The sequence below is a fragment of the Nocardioides sp. genome (genome assembly GCF_036493135.1).
Taxonomy (GTDB): Bacteria; Actinomycetota; Actinomycetes; order Propionibacteriales; family Nocardioidaceae; genus Nocardioides.
The window spans coordinates 17299-32471 of sequence record NZ_DASXQG010000014.1 but is presented as its reverse complement, the minus strand read 5'-3'; the positions used below and the strand labels follow the sequence as shown (position 1 = coordinate 32471).

Below are 15173 nucleotides of genomic sequence, written 5' to 3'. Positions count from 1 at the left end.
CTCACCTCGCCTCCGTGCTCGGTCCGGTGCGCGTCGCCACCGGGACGCCGACGCCTGCGAGCGCGGAAAGCAGATCCTCGCGGCGGATCGGCTTCACGAGGTACGCCGCTGCACCGAGCTCGACCCCGCGCGTCCGCTCGTCCACGATCGACACGACGATCACCGGGATGCCGGACGTCTCCGGATCGGCTTTCAGCGCCTTCAGAACAGCCCAGCCGTCGATGCCGGGCAACCGGATGTCCAGCAGGACGGCATCCGGGCGCGACCGCCGTACGGCGGCGAGCCCCGACTGACCGTCCCGCGCGGTGACGACGTCCAGCGCTGCCCCCGTCAGGTAGGCGTCGAACAGGGCCAGGGACGGCCGGTCGTCCTCGATCACCACGACCCGACCGCCCGGTCCGGCCTCACCGGCCGTCGAGGCTGCGCTCCGCCCACGGTCGCCGCTCGGGATCGAGAACCCGAAGGTACTCCCGCGGCCGACCTCGGTCTCCAGCCACATGCGGCCCCCGAGAAGCTCCACGATGCGACGCGACAACGTCAGGCCGAGCCCGGTGCCCTCCTCGCGCGAGCTACCCCGCCCACCTTGCTGGAAGGACTCGAAGATCCGCTCCCGATCCTTCTCGGGCACGCCGATCCCAGTGTCCGTCACGGTGATGTTGATGTCGCCGCCGTCGCGGTCCGCTCGGACCGTCACGGTCCCGCCGTCACCGGTGAACTTGACCGCGTTGGTGACCAGGTTGAGCAGGACCTGCTTGAGGCGGAGCTCGTCGGCGTACACCTCGCCGACGCCATCTCCCACCTCGACGTCCATCGTGATGCCGTGAAGGGCGGCCCGTTCTCGCAGCATCGACAGGGAGCCGCTGAGCATCTGGGGCAGGTCGAACGAGGCGTACTCGAGCTCCATGCGGCCGGCCTCGACCTTGGACAGGTCCAGGATCTCGTTGAGCAGCTCCAGCAGGTGCTTGCCGGACCCGTGGATGTCGCGGAGGTACTCCTCCTGGCGCTCGTTGATCTCGCCGAACATCTGCTCGAGCAGGACCTCCGAGAACCCGAGGATGGCGTTCAGCGGCGTCCGGAGCTCGTGGGACATGCTGGCCAGGAACTCCGACTTGTGCCGACTGGCGAGCTCCAGCTCGACACTCTGAGCCTTGAGCTCCTGGAACAGCTGGGCGTTGAGCAGGGCGAGCGCCGACTGGCTCGCGAAGGTCTCCAGGAGGTCCACGTTCTCCTCGGTGAAGTCCCCCGTCTCCTTGCGGCGGACGATCAACGACCCGACGATCTGGTCCTCGCGCAGCATCGGTACGGCGACCAGCGACCGCCATCCGGCGTCGTGGAGGATCCGTAGATGCGGATCGAGGTCGACCGTGCGCAGGTCGGAGATCGAGATCGGACGTCGCTCCCGGGCGGCGCGGCCGACCAACGTCTCGTCGAGGTCGATCCGGATCTCGCGCAGCCGCGCCACCACCTCGGGCTGGGTGCGGTAGACGCTGCGTACCCGGAAGCAGCGGTCGCGCTCGGAGTACTCCATGATCGAGCCGCCGTCGGTGCCGGAGAGCTCGACGGCGTGCATGGCGATGGTGGAGAGCACGCGGTCCACGTCCAGGCTCGAGCTGACGGCCTCGCCGACCTCGCGCAACGCCTCGAGCTCGTCGACGCGCTTCGCGAGCTCGGTGCCGCGCGTCTCCAGCTCTTGCACGAGCTTCACGCCGTTGACCGCCATCGCGGCCTGCCCGGCGAACGCCGTGACGATCGCCATCTCCCGCTCGTCGAACGGGTCGACCTCGGTGCGCCAGAGGTTGAGCGTGCCGACGACCTCGTCGTCGAGCAGCATCGGCGCCCCGATCGTGGTGCGGTAGCCGCCGACCCGCTGGAGGTCGAACGCGCCGTAGTCCGGGTCGGTCAGCACGTCCGGGATCTGCTGGGCCCTGCGCTCGAGGCCGACCCGGCCGATCAGGGTGTCTCGGTCGAGCGCCATCGGGTGCTCGTTGATGAACCGGATCGCCGCCTCACTGACTCCGGTCGACATGATCAACTCGTAGTAGCCGTCCTCCTGGAGGAGGTAGAGGAAGGCCGACTGTGACCGGCAGAGGCGGCGGGCGCTCTCGACGATCGCGTTGAGGACGGTCTCGGGATCGGCGGCGGAGCGGCCCATGGCCGACAGGACCTCGTCGGCGGCCTCGAACTGCTCCTGGAGGGCGACAAAGTCTCGTCGGAGCTGCTCGTGCTGCTCGACGCTGACATGCTCTCGGCGATCGCTCATCGCCCGCCTCCCCCGTCGCCCGAGGCACCGGGCGCCGCGACGACGTCCCTTCGAGTGTCCTCAGGTTCGGCGCCCGCGGCAATCGTCCGCTGGGCTGACGTGCTAGCCCTCGAGCCGGAAGCCCACTCCGCGGACCGTGACGACCCGCTCGACCGGGCCGGCCTTCTCCAGCTTCTGACGCAGTCGGCCGATGGTGACGTCGAGGGTCTTGGTCGAGCCGTACCAGGCCTCGCTCCACACCTCCGACATCAGCTGCGAGCGCGAGACGACCTTGTCGCGGTTGGCAGCCAGCACGGCCAGCACGTCGAACTCCTTGCCAGTCAGTGCGACCTCGTGGTCGCCGACGTACACGCGGTGGGCGTCGACGTCCACCTGGAGGCGGTGGTCGCCCGCCGACGCCCCGGACGCGCGGACCGACGTACGCCGGAGCAGCGCGCGGAGGCGCGCCAGGAGCTCGGCCAGTCCGAACGGCTTCGCGAGGTAGTCGTCGGCGCCCGCGTCGAGCCCGACCACGCGGTCGATCTCCTGGCTCCGGGCGCTGAGGATCAGGACCGCGCCCTTGTAGCCGGCCGCGCGGAGCCGTCGGCACACCTCCAGCCCGTCGATGTCGGGCAGCCCGAGGTCGAGGATCACGATGTCGTACGTCGCGCGCGAGGCCGCCGCGATCGCGTCTCGGCCGCTCGAGGCCTGGTCGACGACGTAGCCCTCGCGCCCCAACGTCTGCACGAGGGGCGAGACGATGTCGCTCTCGTCCTCCACGAGCAGAACGCGGTGTGACATGGCTCGGAGCATAAGTGGCGGCGATCAACTAGTCCGGTGTTCGAACCGGCCCGGTGGGGCGTGGTTCCGCCCGCAGCGGGGACTACGGGCGGATCCACGGGCTCAGCCGACCCCACCCCCCGGCAGTCGGCGGCCACCGGCACCGTGCGGGTTGGAGCTCGCTGGGACCGGGCACCGCAACCGTACGTAAGACAATGCAACGATTGACACACAGCCGATCCACGGAATGGTAACGACGCGCTCCGGCTCCACCGGTCTGTGGCCACTGGTGGTGTAGGGGCATCAGTCGGTGAACAGATCGCCCTTCTCGGCGACCCGGGCGAGCACCTCGTCGTACCGGAACTGCTCGAGCCCGAGCGGGTCCTCGGCCCCCTCGTCGACCTCGTCCCACGAGACAGGAGTGGCGACCCACGGACGCTCCACGCCGCGCAGGGAGTACGGCGAGACGGTGGTCTTGGAGCCGGCGTTCTGCGACCAGTCGAGGAAGACCTTTCCCGAGCGTCTGGCCTTGGTCATGGTCGCGGTGACCAGCTTCGGGTGCTCGGTCTGGAGCTGCTCGGCGATCTCCTTGGCCACGGCCGAGGCATCGTCGGGGTCGCGGCGGCGAGGCAGCTGGGCGTAGAGGTGCATCCCCTTGCTGCCACTGGTCACCGGGCGGGTGTCGAGCTTGCGCTCGGCCAGCTTGTCGCGGACCAGGAGCGCGACCCGGCAGCACTCGTGGAGCCCGGCTCCTTCGCCGGGGTCGAGGTCGATCACGATCCGGTCGGCACCTCGCGGCTTGCCCTGCCTGGTGACCGTCCACTGGTGGACGTGGAGCTCGAGGGCGGCGAGGTTGGCGGCCCAGGTGAGGGTCGCGAGGTCGTCGATGATCGGGAACACCAGGCGGTCGCCGTGCCGGCTCTCGCCGCGGGAGCCGGTCGTCGGGACGTCGGCGGTGCGGACCCAGCGCGGCGTCCCGGCCGGTGCGTTCTTCTCGAAGAAGCGGGCCTTCTCGACGCCGTTCGGCCACCGGACGCGGGTGACCGGCCGATCCTTCAGCAGCGGCAGGAGCACCGGTGCGACCTGGGCGTAGTAGTTGAGCACCTCGCCCTTGGTGGTGCCGGTGCGGGGATACAGGACCTTGTCGAGGTTGGACAGCTTGAGGGTGCGGCCCTCGACCTCGACCCGGACCTCCTCTCCGCTGCCGGGACTCATCTGCCGACCGCCATGACCGGCACCTTGTCCGGGTCGAGACGCCACATCAGCTTCCTCAGGAAGGAGCGCGGCGCGCTGACGCATCCCGCGGTGGCGCCGCTGCCGTTGACGTGCAGGAAGATCCCGGCGCCGCGGTGGCGCACCTGGGCGCGGTTGTAGCTGGTGACGATCGAGTACTCGTACTGCACCGGGAAGTCGCGCAGCCGCTCGGAGCTGTTGTCGTTGCTGGCCGGCAGCCACCAGCGGAACCCGCCCTGCGACCTGTTGCGGTAACGGTTGTAGTAGCGCGAGCCGTTGTCCTCGACCCAGTAGTCGCCCTTCTGGATCCGTCGGTAGGGCAGGCTCCAGGAGTCGCCGCGTGGGTGGCTGCCGAACGCCGAGATCAGTCGCGTCGTGCCGAGCGGGGTGGTGCCGGTGCCCTGGTGGCGCTTGCGGGGCGCGACCAGCCCGCCGTACCCGATGCGGCCGTCGCGTACGGCGTACAGGCGCTGCCAGTGGTCCTGGCGAAGCACCCAGTAGGCGACCCGTGCGCGGTAGCCGCGGGTGTGGTCGACGGTGACGACCTGGTGGGTGTGGTCGGGCAGGGCGACCCGGACGCCACCGAGGGTGACGTGGCGCGTCTCGGCGCTGGCGGGTGACGACGTGGCCGCCAGCGTGACGGCGGTCAGCGTGATCACGAGCGGCAGGAGCCCGAGCTTCCTCATGTCAGATCCTCCGGGGTCAGGTCGGCGCGGGTGCCGACGTACGACGGTTGGCGGATGCGGCCCTGTGCGGACGGGCCGAGCGACTCGACGTCCACCACGAGCACCGGCTCGACCCAGGTCGCGCCGACGGCGTCGAGCCGCGGCACCTCGTCGGCGAACGGGGTGGAGTCGCGGGTGAGCCGTGCGAGCAGCTCGCGCAGCACCGCGGCCTTGCGACCGGCGATGCCACTGCCGACCCGGCCACGGTAGAGCAGCCCGTCGGCGGTCGGTTGTCCGACCAGCACCGCGCCGAGCCGGTCCCGCGAGTCCGTCTCGAGGCGCCAGCCGCCCACGACGTACGACTCGCGGCGGCGGTGGGCGAACTTCAGCCAGTCCTTGCTGCGCAGCCCGGGCCGGTACCGGCTCGACAGCCGCTTGCTGACGATCCCCTCGAGGCCCTGCTGGTACGTCGCGTCGAACAGCATCGGGCCGTCGGCGTACACGGGTGGCGTCTGCCAGCGGTCGTCGTTCAGGTCGAGGCCCTCGAGGATCTCGCGACGCGCGCTTAGCGACTGGTCCATCAGGTCGCGTTCGCCGAGGCGGAGCAGATCGAAGACCAGCAGGGTGACCGGGATCCGCTCGGCCAGCCGGTGCGCCCGATCGGCGCGCGAGACGTGCATCCGCTCGGCCAGCACCGCGAAGCTGGGCGTCCCGTCGGCGAACGCGACCACCTCGCCGTCGAGCAGCGCGTCGTCCGTCGGCACGTCGGCCAGCTCGGGGAAGGAGACGGTCGCGTCGTTCTCGTTGCGGCTGAACAGGCGTGCCGCGCCACGGCGTACGTCGACGAGCACGCGCATGCCGTCCCACTTCACCTCGTGCTGCCACTCGTCACCGGCCGGCACGCGCGTGCCGCGGGTCGCGAGCATGGGACGCATGCAACTCATCTTCGCAGGGGCCGATAGTACGTATCATCCGGCCGCATTCGCCCGAGTCGGTCCCGGCTGTTTGATACGTACTATCGAACCGGGGCTCGTGAGGGCGACCCCGTGGGGCACGTGCGTTCGGGCGCGCACTCCCTGATACTGGACGCACACGACGAGCTCACGGAGGTATGGGATGCGTGCGATCTGGAAGGGTGCGGTGTCGTTCGGGCTCGTCAGCGTGCCGGTGAAGCTGTACGCCGCGACCGAGTCGCACGACGTCTCGTTCCGCCAGGTGCACGCCAAGGACGGCGGCCGGATCAAGTACCAGCGCGTGTGCGCGATCGACGGCGAGGAGGTCGAGTACGCCGACATCGCCAAGGGCTACGAGACCGAGGACGGCGAGATGGTCATCCTCACCGACGACGACATGGCCGCGCTGCCCAGCGAGTCGTCGCGCGAGATAGCGGTCGAGAAGTTCGTGCCCAGCGACCAGATCGACCCGATGCTCTTCGAGAAGAGCTACTACCTCGAGCCGGAGAAGACCGGTGCCAAGCCCTACGCCCTCCTGCGCCAGGCGTTGCTCGACGCCGACCGGATGGCGGTGGTGACGGTGGCACTGCGACAACGGACGACCGTCGGCGTGCTGCGGGTGAAGGACGACGTGATCGTGCTCCAGACGATGATGTGGCCCGACGAGATCCGCACCCCCGACTTCTCCGTCGACACCGGCGAGGTCAAGGACGCCGAGGTCTCGATGGCCAACATGCTGGTCGAGACCCTGGCCGGCGACTTCGACGCCAGCGAGTACGAGGACGACTACGCCGGGGCGGTCGAGGAGCTGGTCAAGAACAAGATCGAGGGCGGAGAGGTCAAGAAGACCCCGACCACGACCAAGTCCTCCGGCGAGGTCGTCGACCTGCTGGCCGCGCTGCAGCGCTCCGTCGACGCCGCCAAGACCGCGCGAGGCGAGTCCGACGACAAGGACGAGAAGAAGCCGGCCAAGAAGGCCGCGAAGAAGGCGACCGCCAAGAAGGCTGCCAAGAAGAAGGCCAGCTGAGCGGAATCCGGCCGAGCTGGATCAGGGGGCCTGGTCCCAGTGCTGGATCCCCCGGACGGTCTGCTCGTGGTGGGTGTAGTTGACGTTCGAGTCCGACTCGCTGCCGTCGCGGGCCCGGACCAGCATCCGACCCTTGACCCGACCTGCGGTGAACCAGTCGACCGCGAGAAGCGCTCCGACGATCACCACCAGAGCTCCGACCACCCAGACGATCGCGGGCATGGCCCCTCCTCCTGGTCGCACCACGGCGATACGTGTCGAGACTGTACGCCGCGCAGGCGCCATGCGAGGAGACAAAATCCTCGGCCCACGGACCGCCCTCGCAACCCCGTCGAGCGGTCGCCCCGGCAGGTGCCCTGAAAATGGCTCAGCCGGTGCCCAGGCTCTTGCAGAGCACGGCCGTGGCGTCGTACCCCGGCTGGTCGCTCTCGGCCCAACCGCACTGTCGGTAGAACTCGAGGTCCTCGTCGCGCGACGCCACCCAGACGCGGTCGTAGCCACGCTCCCGGGCGAGATCCTCGGCGGCCGAGACCATGAGCCGCCCGATGCCGCACCGGCGTGACTCCGGGCGCACCACCATCCGTACCAGCCACGGAGCCAGCCCCTCGCAGCCGGTGACGTCGTCGTCGCGGTGCCCCAGGGTCAGGGCCCCGATCGCCTGCCCCTCGATGCCCATCGCGACCAGCGTCAGTGGGAGCCCGTCCTGTCCGGCGTCCCGGGCGGTCGACTCGATCCACGGGCCGGCGGTGCCGCCCTGCCCCGACGCACGCCAGCGGAGGACGCCGACCTCGGCGATGAGTTCTGGTTGGTCCGCGAGCAGCCCGAGAAACAGCGCGGGGCGCTCCCGCATGGCGGAACGGTAGCCCGCGGTCGCCTCCGGGCACAGCACATCGGCCCGCCAGACGTGCGTCGCCCTGGCTGACGCGGCCATGGCGACGTTAGGTTTCGCCTCGTGACGGGGGAGGGATGGCGCCGGCGACTCCGTGTTGCCGGAGACTCGTTCGTCGCGAGCGCGCGCAACCCCGACGTACGCCGGCTCCAGCTCGGGTTCGCCGGCGCCTGCACCGCCGAGTGGACCTTCACCGTGGTGCTCTCGGTGTACGCGTTCAACGAGGGCGGCGCCAAGGCGGTCGGCCTGGTGTCGTTGCTGCGGATGGTGCCGTCGGCGATCCTCGCGCCGTTCGCTTCGGCCCTCGCCGACCGCTGGCGACGCGACCTGGCGCTCACCGTCGTCTCGGTAACGCGGTGTGCGACCGCTGCCGGCATCGCCCTGATCGTCGCCGCCGGTGGCTCCCAGGTGGCGGTGTACGCCCTGGCGATCTTCTCGACCGCCGCCGCGTTGCTCTACCGCCCGGTGAACTCCGCCCTGCTCCCCCTGCTGTGTCATACGCCGTCGGAGCTCGCGTCGGCGAACGTCGTCCGCGGGCTCCTCGACTCCATCTCGACCCTGGTCGGTCCGGCGCTGGCCGCCGCACTCCTGGTCGGCGGCAGTACGTCGTCGGGCTTCCTCGCGGTCGCAGTCGTCTCGGGACTCTCGGCGGCCGTGACGCTCGGCCTCACCGTCGAGGAGCCCGAGCACCAGGCCAGTCGCGGCTCGGTCCTCTCCGGCCTCCTGCTGGGCGCCAAGGTCTCGGCCCGTTCGCCCCAGCTCCGGGTGCTGCTGACGCTCCTGGCCGCCCAGGTCCTCACCCGTGGCGCCCTGTCGGTGTTCAGCGTCCTCGTGGCCGTCGACCTCCTTGGCCTCGGCGAGCCGGGTGTCGGCACGCTGACCGCGGCGATCGGCGCGGGCGCGATCGTCGGGTCGCTGTTCGCCTCGTTGTTCGTGGGCAACCGCAGGCTGGCCGTCTGGTTCGGCACGGGCGTGGCCATGTGGGGCGCACCCCTGGTCGTTCTCGCCGCCTACCCCAGCAGACCGGCGGCCCTGGCGTTGTTCGCGCTGATCGGGGTCGGCAACGCACTGGTCGACGTCGGCCTCTTCACGCTCGTCGCCCGGCTCGCTCCCGAGCGCGTGCTGGCCCGGGTCTACGGGCTGCTCGAATGCATCGGCGGGCTGTTCGTCGGCGGCGGGTCGGTGCTGGCCGCCTGGCTCGCGACGTCGACCGATCTGCGCCAGGCACTGTGGATCGTCGGCGCGGTCGGACCCGTGCTGGTCCTGGTCTTCTGGTTCCAGTTGCGTCGGATCGACGACGCGATGGTGGCCCGCGACGAGGATCTCAGCCTGCTCCGCCGCGTGGCCGTCTTCGACCCGCTGCCCCTGCCTGCCCTCGAGCAGCTCGCCGCCGGGCTCCGCCCGTGCCACGTACCCGCCGGCGAGATCGTCTACCGACAGGGCGATGCGGGAGACGGCTGCTTCATCATCGAGAGCGGGAACGCCGACGTGCTCGGTGACGGTCAGCCGATCGCGACCGTCGGACCGGGTGAGCTGGTCGGCGAGATCGCGCTGCTGCGACAGGTCCCGCGTACGGCGACCGTCCGGGCCACGACCGCGATGGACGTGCGGCTGCTCGACGGCGACCGCTTCGTGGGAGTGGTCACCGGATGGGAGACCAGTCGCGAGGTGACCAGCGGCCACGTCGACGAGCTGCTCGAGCGCTTCTCGCCGGGCGACCCCACGCAGGAGCCCGAATGAGCGGGGCTCGCCTGATCCACCTCAACGGGCCGCCCGGGATCGGCAAGACCACCCTGGCTCGTCGGTACGCCGTCGAGCACCCGGGCGTCCTCCTCTGCGACATCGACGTGCTCCGCACCATGATCGGCGGCTGGCAGGACGACGACGGTGCCGCCGGGCGAGTCCGCACCGCGGCGCTCGCCCTGGTCACCGGCTACCTGACCACCGGGTACGACGTCGTGCTGCCCCAGCTGGTCGCTCGCCACGACCAGCTGGGCCGGTTCGCGGCCGCAGCGCGCGAAGCCGGCGCCGAGCACATCCACGTGATGTTGACGACCGATCCCGAGACCGTGGTCCGGCGCTTCCACGCCCGGGACGATGCCGCGTACGACGAGTGGACGTCGTACGCCACGGGGTTCTGGGTCGCGGAGGGCGGCGATGCGGCGCTGCTGACGGTGTCGGCACGGCTCGATGCACTCCCGGCGGTGCGCGTCCCGAGCACCGACCCTGAGACGACCTATCGCGCGCTGCTGGTGGCGCTCGGCGAGCACGTATGAGAGAAAGTTCTGAGTCCATGTCGAAACCGGGATCGGTCGTGCGACGTACGGGCGAACGATCACCCACCGAGAGGACACACCGATGCGTTACCTGTGCTTCGTGAAGATGGACGAGTCCCAGGCCAACCCGCCTCAGGCGCTCATGGATGCCATGGACGTGCACGTCGGCGCGGCCATCGCCGACGGCTCCTTCGTCGACGGCGGCGGGCTGTACGGCAAGGCCGATGCCGTCGAGTTCCGCGTCCGCGGCGGCAACGTCACCGTCACCGACGGCCCGTACGCCGAGGCCAAGGAGGTCATCGGCGGCTGGGCCATCGTCAAGTTCGACTCCGAGGAGGAAGCCCGCAGCGAGGGTCAGGCGATGGCCGACCTGCACCTGAAGCACTGGCCGGGCTGGGAGGGCGCGATCGAGATCCGGCGGATCGCCGAGCCCGACGAGGCGCCGACCGGGTCCTGACGTCCGGGGGCGGTCCCGAAGCGCGTCCCTCCCCATCCATGGCCCGCTGCGCGACGCCGGGCGATGGGGGAGCGACGCCCTAGGCTCCTCGTGTGAGCGAGGCCGGGACCGCCCAGGACCCCCAGGAGGTCGTCCAGCGGGTGTGGCGCGACGAGTCGGCACGACTCGTGGGCGCCCTCACCCGGATGACCCGCGACCTGGCCCTCGCCGAGGACCTCGCCCAAGACGCGCTGGTCGCCGCCCTCCAGCAGTGGCCGGAGTCCGGGGTCCCCGACAACCCTGCGGCCTGGCTCATGCAGACCGCGAAACGCCGCGCCGTCGACCAGTTCCGGCGCGCCGACACCCTGCGCCGTCGTACGACGGAGCTCGGTCACGCCCTGGAACGGGAGGAGGTGGAGATGCCCGACCTCGACACCTTCGTCGACCACATCGAGGACGACGTGCTGCGACTGATCTTCCTCACCTGCCATCCGGCCCTGTCCCCCGAGAGCCGCGCGGCGCTCACGCTCCGGCTCGTCGGCGGCCTGACCGTGCCCGAGATCGCCCGCGCCTTCCTCACCAAGGACGCCACCGTCGGGCAGCGCATCTCGCGGGCGAAGACGTCCCTCGAGGGCGAGTCGATCGAGCTCCCTGTCGGGCCGGAGCGCGAACGCCGGCTCGACGACGTGACGGGGGTGCTCTACCTGATCTTCAACGAGGGGTACGCCGCCACCACCGGCGACGACTGGACGCGGCCCGACCTCTGTGCCGAGGCGATCCGGGTCACTCGGATGCTCGTCGACGTAGCACCGGGCGAACCCGACGTCCACGGGCTGCTCGCGCTGATGGAGCTGCAGGCATCGCGGTTGCACGCACGCACCGACGCGGAGGGGCGACCGGTCCTGCTCGAGGACCAGGACCGCTCGCGCTGGGACGAGCTGATGATCCGTCGCGGGCTCGCCGCCCTCGACCGAGCGATGACCGTCAGCTCGTCGGGACGCCCGTTCGGGCCGTACGTCGTACAGGCCCAGATCGCGGCCTGCCACGCCCGCGCCACGACCGCGGAGGAGACCGACTGGCGTGGCATCGCCGACTGGTACGACCTGCTGGCACATCTCGGAGACAACCCCGTGGTCGAGGTCAACCGCGCGGTCGCCCATGGACGAGCGTTCGGACCCGAGGCCGGGCTGGCGGTGCTGGACGCCGTGGCCGGTCATCGGTCCCTGACCGGATCTCACCTGGCCCCGGCCGTGCGCGGCGACCTGCTCGAGCGAGCGGGTCACCGCGCCGAGGCGGCAGCGGCGTTCACCGAGGCTGCCGGCCTGACCGGCAACGCCGGCGAACGCGCGCTGCTCCTCCAACGGGCCGCGGCGTGCGCGACGTGATCGCGCCCTAGCCTGGTCTCAGGTCAGCGCGCCACCGGCTCGGGCGCCATGCCGCTCACGAGTCCGGCCGTTGGCATGTAGAACCAGTGCCGCCGCACACAACGGATGCGCGCGTGCTCCACCGGTCCATCGGTGCTGTCGAGCATCACCCGGTCGGTCACCTCGGCGGTCGCCGTGCACTCCGGACAGGCCGTCAGCCCGCCCATCGTGTCCCCGGTCATGGCTTCAGACGCCGCAGCGGTCCGTGCCGGTCACCGAACTGGTCGGTGTTCAGCACCTGGACGCCGGCGTTGTGCTCGCCGTTGAACGGGGTCGTGGCGCCGGGACAGCCGGCCTTGACGGCGTCCTCCGGCGAGTTGAACCACAGCCCCAGGTGGAACGTGTGGACGGGGCCGAAGGCCGGGTTGCTGGTCGCGTCGGGGATCGGCGACGAGTGCACCGAAGGCGCCGGTGCGGTGCCCGGTGCGATCGCGAACGTCTCCTCGTTGAAGCGGCCGACGAACGTGCCGTTCGCAACACCGTGCTGGTCGGTCTCGAGGTCGCCCTGGTACCACGACACCCCGAACGGTGCGTTGGGCACCTGGATCACGAAGAGGTCGAAGTCGGTGCGGTGCGGCAGTCCGGTGGCGTGGACCTTCATCTCCTCGACCGGTCCGCGATTGCGGACGCTGACCTTCGCCTTCGCGTCGGGCAGGCAGCCCGCGGCCACGATGCCCGGTGATCGGTGCATCTGGAAGTTGTTCGTCTTGCTGGCGGCGTCCGCGTGCGAGGTCGCCACGATCGCGGCCCCGGACGCGATCACTGCGGCGACCCCTACGGTCGCCCTGCGTGTGTTGGTCATCTCTGTTCTGCTTTCTGGTGTGGACACCAGACCCCCGTGGTCTGTTGCGCGGGGAACCCTCCCGGATCGGGAGCCTCCGGACGTGGCGACGAGGTGGCGATCGTCCCGAGAAGTTGTGGAGACGGCCGGGTCGCGGTGATGCGCCTCCAGCACGTCTGGAGGAAACTGGCGTCACGGAATCCCCATGAGGAGCAGCCATGGACACCATCGGAGAACCCTGCTGGATCCAGCTGACCACCGACGACGTCGACACCGCGATCTCGTTCTACGGCGAGCTGTTCGAGTGGTCGGCCGGCGCGCCGAGCGAGGAGTACCAGGGCTACCGGATGTTCTTCCGGGGCGACCAGCCGATCGCCGGCCTCGTGCCGACGCCCGACGATCTCCCCAGCACGTGGTCGGTCTTCCTCTCGACGTCCGACCTGGCCGGCACGGTGGAGCGGGCGAAGACGGCCGGCGGCCGCGTTCTGATCGAGCCGATGCCGGTCGGCGACCTCGGCTCCTTCGCCGAGCTCGCCGACCCCTCCGGGGCGGCCATCGGCGCCTGGCAGGCCGACACCTTCCCCGGCTTCGCGACCCGGAACGAGGAGAACGCGCCTGCGTGGTTCGAGACGCTGACGACGCGGTACGACGAGGCGGTCGCGTTCTACCAGGACGCGTTCGGCTGGGAGACCCACGTCATGGGCGACACCCCGGAGTTCCGGTACACGACGCTCGGACTCAACGAGAACGCCCGCGCCGGCATCATGGACGCCAGCGGCTTCCTGGGTGACGAGCCGGCCCGCTGGCAGTTCTACCTGCAGGTCGCCGACACCGACGAGACGACCGCGAAGGCGGTGTCGATCGGCGCCGAGGTCGTCTCGGCGGCCGCGGACACGCCGTACGGCCGGATCGCGACGATGATCGACCCCGCGGGCATCTCGTTCTGCGTGCTCGGCCCCAACCTCGAGGCCTCCTGAACCGGTCAGTCCGGCGCGACCCGCGGCCAGGGGCGTGCGGTCTCGAGCTGAGCGGCGAGGCTGAGGAGGACCTCCTCACCGTCGGTCGGGCCGACCAGTTGCACGCCGACCGGGAGCCCGTCGCTGCCCGTGCGCGACGGGACCGAGCAGGCGGGGTTTCCGGCGACGTTCCAGAGCACGGCGTACGCGACCGCCGGCAGCGACCTGAGCGAGGCGCGGACGGTGCCGGTCCGGTCGAGGATCCCGACCCGGGGCGGCCGGTGGGCGATCGACGGAGTGAGCAGGACGTCCACGTCTTGGAAGATCCGGTTGGCCTTCTCGGAGACACGCTCCGTGGCCCGGAGGGCGGCGTTCATGACCGTGGGCGTCACCCAGGCGCCCAGGCGGCAGGTCTCGCGGGTACGCCGCTCGAGTCGCTCGAAATGCTCGACCTGCTCGGCCTCGGAGCGGATGCCGCCGAAGAACTGCGGGACGAAGGCGGCGGTCGGGTCGGGGTAGTGCGGGTCGACCTCGCGCACCCGGTGGCCGAGGTCGGAGAGCAGGCGTGCGGTCTCACGGACCACAGCGACGGCATCGGCGTGCGGGCGGACTCCTCTGGCCACCGGCTTCACCGACCAGCCGACCCGGAGCCGACCCGGCTCGCGCCGTGCGGCATCGGTGAACGAGCCGACCTCTCCCGCTTGCCACCGGTCGCTCGGCAGGTGGCCGCGGATCACGTCGTAGACGATCGCCGAGTCGAGGACCGTGCGCGTCAGCGGGCCGGCGGTGCCGAGCGCCCACCAGAGGTGCTCGTGGGGGGCGCTGGTGACCCGGCCGCGCTGCGGCTTCAGCCCGAACAGCCCGCAGCAGGCCGACGGGATCCGGATCGAGCCACCGCCGTCGCCACCCATCGCGACCGGCACCATGCCCGACGCAACCGCCGCCGCGGAGCCGCCGCTGGAGCCGCCCGGGGAGAACGCCGTACGCCACGGGTTGCGGGTGTAGCCGTGCGCGACCGACTCCGTGTACGGGTACGCACCGAACTCCGGCATGTTCGTCTTGCCGACGACGAGCGCGCCGGCCGCGCGGAGCCGCCGTACCACCTCGCCGTCCTCGGCCGCGGGCGTGCTGTTGCCCCTGCCGCCGTACGTCGTCACGCAGCCGGCGACGTCGAGCTCCTCCTTGATCGCCACCGGTACGCCGTACAGCGGGCCACGGGTCTCGCCGTGCCCGAGGGCGAGGTACCGCGCCTGCTCTCGCGCCTCGTCCGCGAGCACGACGGAGAACGCGTTGAGCCGCCCGTCGCGCGCGCCGATCGCGGACAGCGCGCGTGCCACCTCGGCCTCGGGCGTGGTGGTCCCGGCCGTGATCCGGTCGACGATCTCGGCGGCGGTCGGCGCAGGATCGGTCTCAGGCGGTGCCACGTGCGAAGCCTAGAGTCAAGTTTTCCTCGTTCGCGCCCGCCCGCGACCCGGAAGGGGTGAAGATCCTCGCGGTGACCGAACCGGCAGGGG

General features: G+C 70.8%; 16 protein-coding genes. 6 read left to right on the top strand and 10 right to left on the bottom strand.

Going from position 1 to position 15173, the window contains the following annotated elements; translation table 11 throughout:
• Position 1: 1 nt before the first annotated feature.
• The 5 genes from VGJ24_RS02480 to ligD (VGJ24_RS02460) all read right to left on the bottom strand — a co-directional run bounded on the left by VGJ24_RS02480 (position 2) and on the right by ligD (VGJ24_RS02460) (position 5852).
• Positions 2-2260 (bottom strand): GAF domain-containing protein, encoded by a 2259-nt coding sequence (locus VGJ24_RS02480; RefSeq protein WP_331498905.1) that lies wholly within the window; start codon positions 2258-2260, stop codon positions 2-4.
• A 102-nt stretch (positions 2261-2362) separates the two neighbouring features.
• Positions 2363-3040 carry a response regulator transcription factor gene (locus tag VGJ24_RS02475; RefSeq protein ID WP_331498904.1) on the bottom strand — a complete coding sequence of 226 codons (678 nt, stop codon included), beginning with the start codon at positions 3038-3040 and terminating at the stop codon, positions 2363-2365.
• A 282-nt stretch (positions 3041-3322) separates the two neighbouring features.
• The gene (ligD, locus tag VGJ24_RS02470) at positions 3323-4234 is read right to left on the bottom strand and encodes a non-homologous end-joining DNA ligase (RefSeq protein ID WP_331498903.1); all 912 of its coding nucleotides are present in this window, start codon (positions 4232-4234) and stop codon (positions 3323-3325) included.
• Positions 4231-4938, bottom strand: coding sequence for a L,D-transpeptidase family protein (locus tag VGJ24_RS02465; protein ID WP_331498902.1), 708 nt, complete (start codon positions 4936-4938; stop codon positions 4231-4233). The genes ligD (VGJ24_RS02470) and VGJ24_RS02465 overlap by 4 nt, the downstream gene beginning before the upstream one ends.
• Positions 4935-5852 carry a non-homologous end-joining DNA ligase gene (gene ligD / locus VGJ24_RS02460; protein ID WP_331498901.1) on the bottom strand — a complete coding sequence of 306 codons (918 nt, stop codon included), beginning with the start codon at positions 5850-5852 and terminating at the stop codon, positions 4935-4937. Before ligD (VGJ24_RS02460) ends, VGJ24_RS02465 begins: the two co-directional genes overlap by 4 nt.
• 181 nt (positions 5853-6033) lie before the next feature.
• On the opposite strand from ligD (VGJ24_RS02460), the gene VGJ24_RS02455 reads away from it, so the two are divergent.
• Positions 6034-6897 (top strand): Ku protein, encoded by an 864-nt coding sequence (locus VGJ24_RS02455; RefSeq protein ID WP_331498900.1) that lies wholly within the window; start codon positions 6034-6036, stop codon positions 6895-6897.
• A gap of 21 nt (positions 6898-6918) precedes the next feature.
• Here the strand turns inward: VGJ24_RS02455 and VGJ24_RS02450 are convergent, their stop codons facing one another.
• Together VGJ24_RS02450 and VGJ24_RS02445 are read right to left on the bottom strand one after the other, a co-directional pair.
• A complete protein-coding gene (locus VGJ24_RS02450; RefSeq protein WP_331498899.1) occupies positions 6919-7119 on the bottom strand; it encodes a hypothetical protein in 201 nt (66 codons plus the stop codon).
• A gap of 145 nt (positions 7120-7264) precedes the next feature.
• Positions 7265-7747, bottom strand: coding sequence for a GNAT family N-acetyltransferase (locus VGJ24_RS02445; RefSeq protein ID WP_331498898.1), 483 nt, complete (start codon positions 7745-7747; stop codon positions 7265-7267).
• 102 nt (positions 7748-7849) lie between these two features.
• On the opposite strand from VGJ24_RS02445, the gene VGJ24_RS02440 reads away from it, so the two are divergent.
• The 4 genes from VGJ24_RS02440 to VGJ24_RS02425 all read left to right on the top strand — a co-directional run bounded on the left by VGJ24_RS02440 (position 7850) and on the right by VGJ24_RS02425 (position 11883).
• Complete coding sequence (locus VGJ24_RS02440) at positions 7850-9526, top strand: MFS transporter (RefSeq protein WP_331498897.1); 1677 nt, start codon at positions 7850-7852, stop codon at positions 9524-9526.
• Positions 9523-10062, top strand: a complete 540-nt coding sequence (locus VGJ24_RS02435) for an AAA family ATPase (protein WP_331498896.1) — start codon at positions 9523-9525, stop codon at positions 10060-10062. Before VGJ24_RS02440 ends, VGJ24_RS02435 begins: the two co-directional genes overlap by 4 nt.
• 82 nt (positions 10063-10144) lie before the next feature.
• On the top strand, positions 10145-10519 hold the full coding sequence (locus VGJ24_RS02430; RefSeq protein ID WP_331498895.1) for a YciI family protein: 375 nt from the start codon (positions 10145-10147) through the stop codon (positions 10517-10519).
• A 92-nt stretch (positions 10520-10611) separates the two neighbouring features.
• Positions 10612-11883, top strand: a complete 1272-nt coding sequence (locus VGJ24_RS02425) for an RNA polymerase sigma factor (protein ID WP_331498894.1) — start codon at positions 10612-10614, stop codon at positions 11881-11883.
• A gap of 23 nt (positions 11884-11906) precedes the next feature.
• On the opposite strand, the gene VGJ24_RS02420 is transcribed toward VGJ24_RS02425, so the two are convergent.
• Entirely contained in the window at positions 11907-12104 is a 198-nt protein-coding gene (locus VGJ24_RS02420; protein WP_331498893.1) for a hypothetical protein, read from the bottom strand.
• Positions 12101-12724 carry a hypothetical protein gene (locus tag VGJ24_RS02415; RefSeq protein ID WP_331498892.1) on the bottom strand — a complete coding sequence of 208 codons (624 nt, stop codon included), beginning with the start codon at positions 12722-12724 and terminating at the stop codon, positions 12101-12103. Before VGJ24_RS02415 ends, VGJ24_RS02420 begins: the two co-directional genes overlap by 4 nt.
• A gap of 197 nt (positions 12725-12921) precedes the next feature.
• On the opposite strand from VGJ24_RS02415, the gene VGJ24_RS02410 reads away from it, so the two are divergent.
• On the top strand, positions 12922-13680 hold the full coding sequence (locus tag VGJ24_RS02410) for a VOC family protein (RefSeq protein ID WP_331498891.1): 759 nt from the start codon (positions 12922-12924) through the stop codon (positions 13678-13680).
• A gap of 5 nt (positions 13681-13685) precedes the next feature.
• Here the strand turns inward: VGJ24_RS02410 and VGJ24_RS02405 are convergent, their stop codons facing one another.
• On the bottom strand, positions 13686-15083 hold the full coding sequence (locus VGJ24_RS02405; RefSeq protein ID WP_331498890.1) for an amidase: 1398 nt from the start codon (positions 15081-15083) through the stop codon (positions 13686-13688).
• Positions 15084-15173: the final 90 nt, after the last annotated feature.

What these genes read in the sequence shown, in the direction of transcription:
- VGJ24_RS02420 (WP_331498893.1), bottom strand. Translation starts at nt 12,104, where the DNA reads ATGACCGGGGACACGATGGGCGGGCTGACGGCCTGTCCGGAGTGCACG.
- VGJ24_RS02435 (WP_331498896.1), top strand. Translation starts at nt 9,523, where the DNA reads ATGAGCGGGGCTCGCCTGATCCACCTCAACGGGCCGCCCGGGATCGGC.
- VGJ24_RS02475 (WP_331498904.1), bottom strand. Translation starts at nt 3,040, where the DNA reads ATGTCACACCGCGTTCTGCTCGTGGAGGACGAGAGCGACATCGTCTCG.
- VGJ24_RS02480 (WP_331498905.1), bottom strand. Translation starts at nt 2,260, where the DNA reads ATGAGCGATCGCCGAGAGCATGTCAGCGTCGAGCAGCACGAGCAGCTC.
- ligD (WP_331498903.1), bottom strand. Translation starts at nt 4,234, where the DNA reads ATGAGTCCCGGCAGCGGAGAGGAGGTCCGGGTCGAGGTCGAGGGCCGC.
- VGJ24_RS02415 (WP_331498892.1), bottom strand. Translation starts at nt 12,724, where the DNA reads ATGACCAACACACGCAGGGCGACCGTAGGGGTCGCCGCAGTGATCGCG.
- VGJ24_RS02430 (WP_331498895.1), top strand. Translation starts at nt 10,145, where the DNA reads ATGCGTTACCTGTGCTTCGTGAAGATGGACGAGTCCCAGGCCAACCCG.
- ligD (WP_331498901.1), bottom strand. Translation starts at nt 5,852, where the DNA reads ATGCGTCCCATGCTCGCGACCCGCGGCACGCGCGTGCCGGCCGGTGAC.
- VGJ24_RS02410 (WP_331498891.1), top strand. Translation starts at nt 12,922, where the DNA reads ATGGACACCATCGGAGAACCCTGCTGGATCCAGCTGACCACCGACGAC.
- VGJ24_RS02465 (WP_331498902.1), bottom strand. Translation starts at nt 4,938, where the DNA reads ATGAGGAAGCTCGGGCTCCTGCCGCTCGTGATCACGCTGACCGCCGTC.
- VGJ24_RS02455 (WP_331498900.1), top strand. Translation starts at nt 6,034, where the DNA reads ATGCGTGCGATCTGGAAGGGTGCGGTGTCGTTCGGGCTCGTCAGCGTG.
- VGJ24_RS02445 (WP_331498898.1), bottom strand. Translation starts at nt 7,747, where the DNA reads ATGCGGGAGCGCCCCGCGCTGTTTCTCGGGCTGCTCGCGGACCAACCA.
- VGJ24_RS02450 (WP_331498899.1), bottom strand. Translation starts at nt 7,119, where the DNA reads ATGCCCGCGATCGTCTGGGTGGTCGGAGCTCTGGTGGTGATCGTCGGA.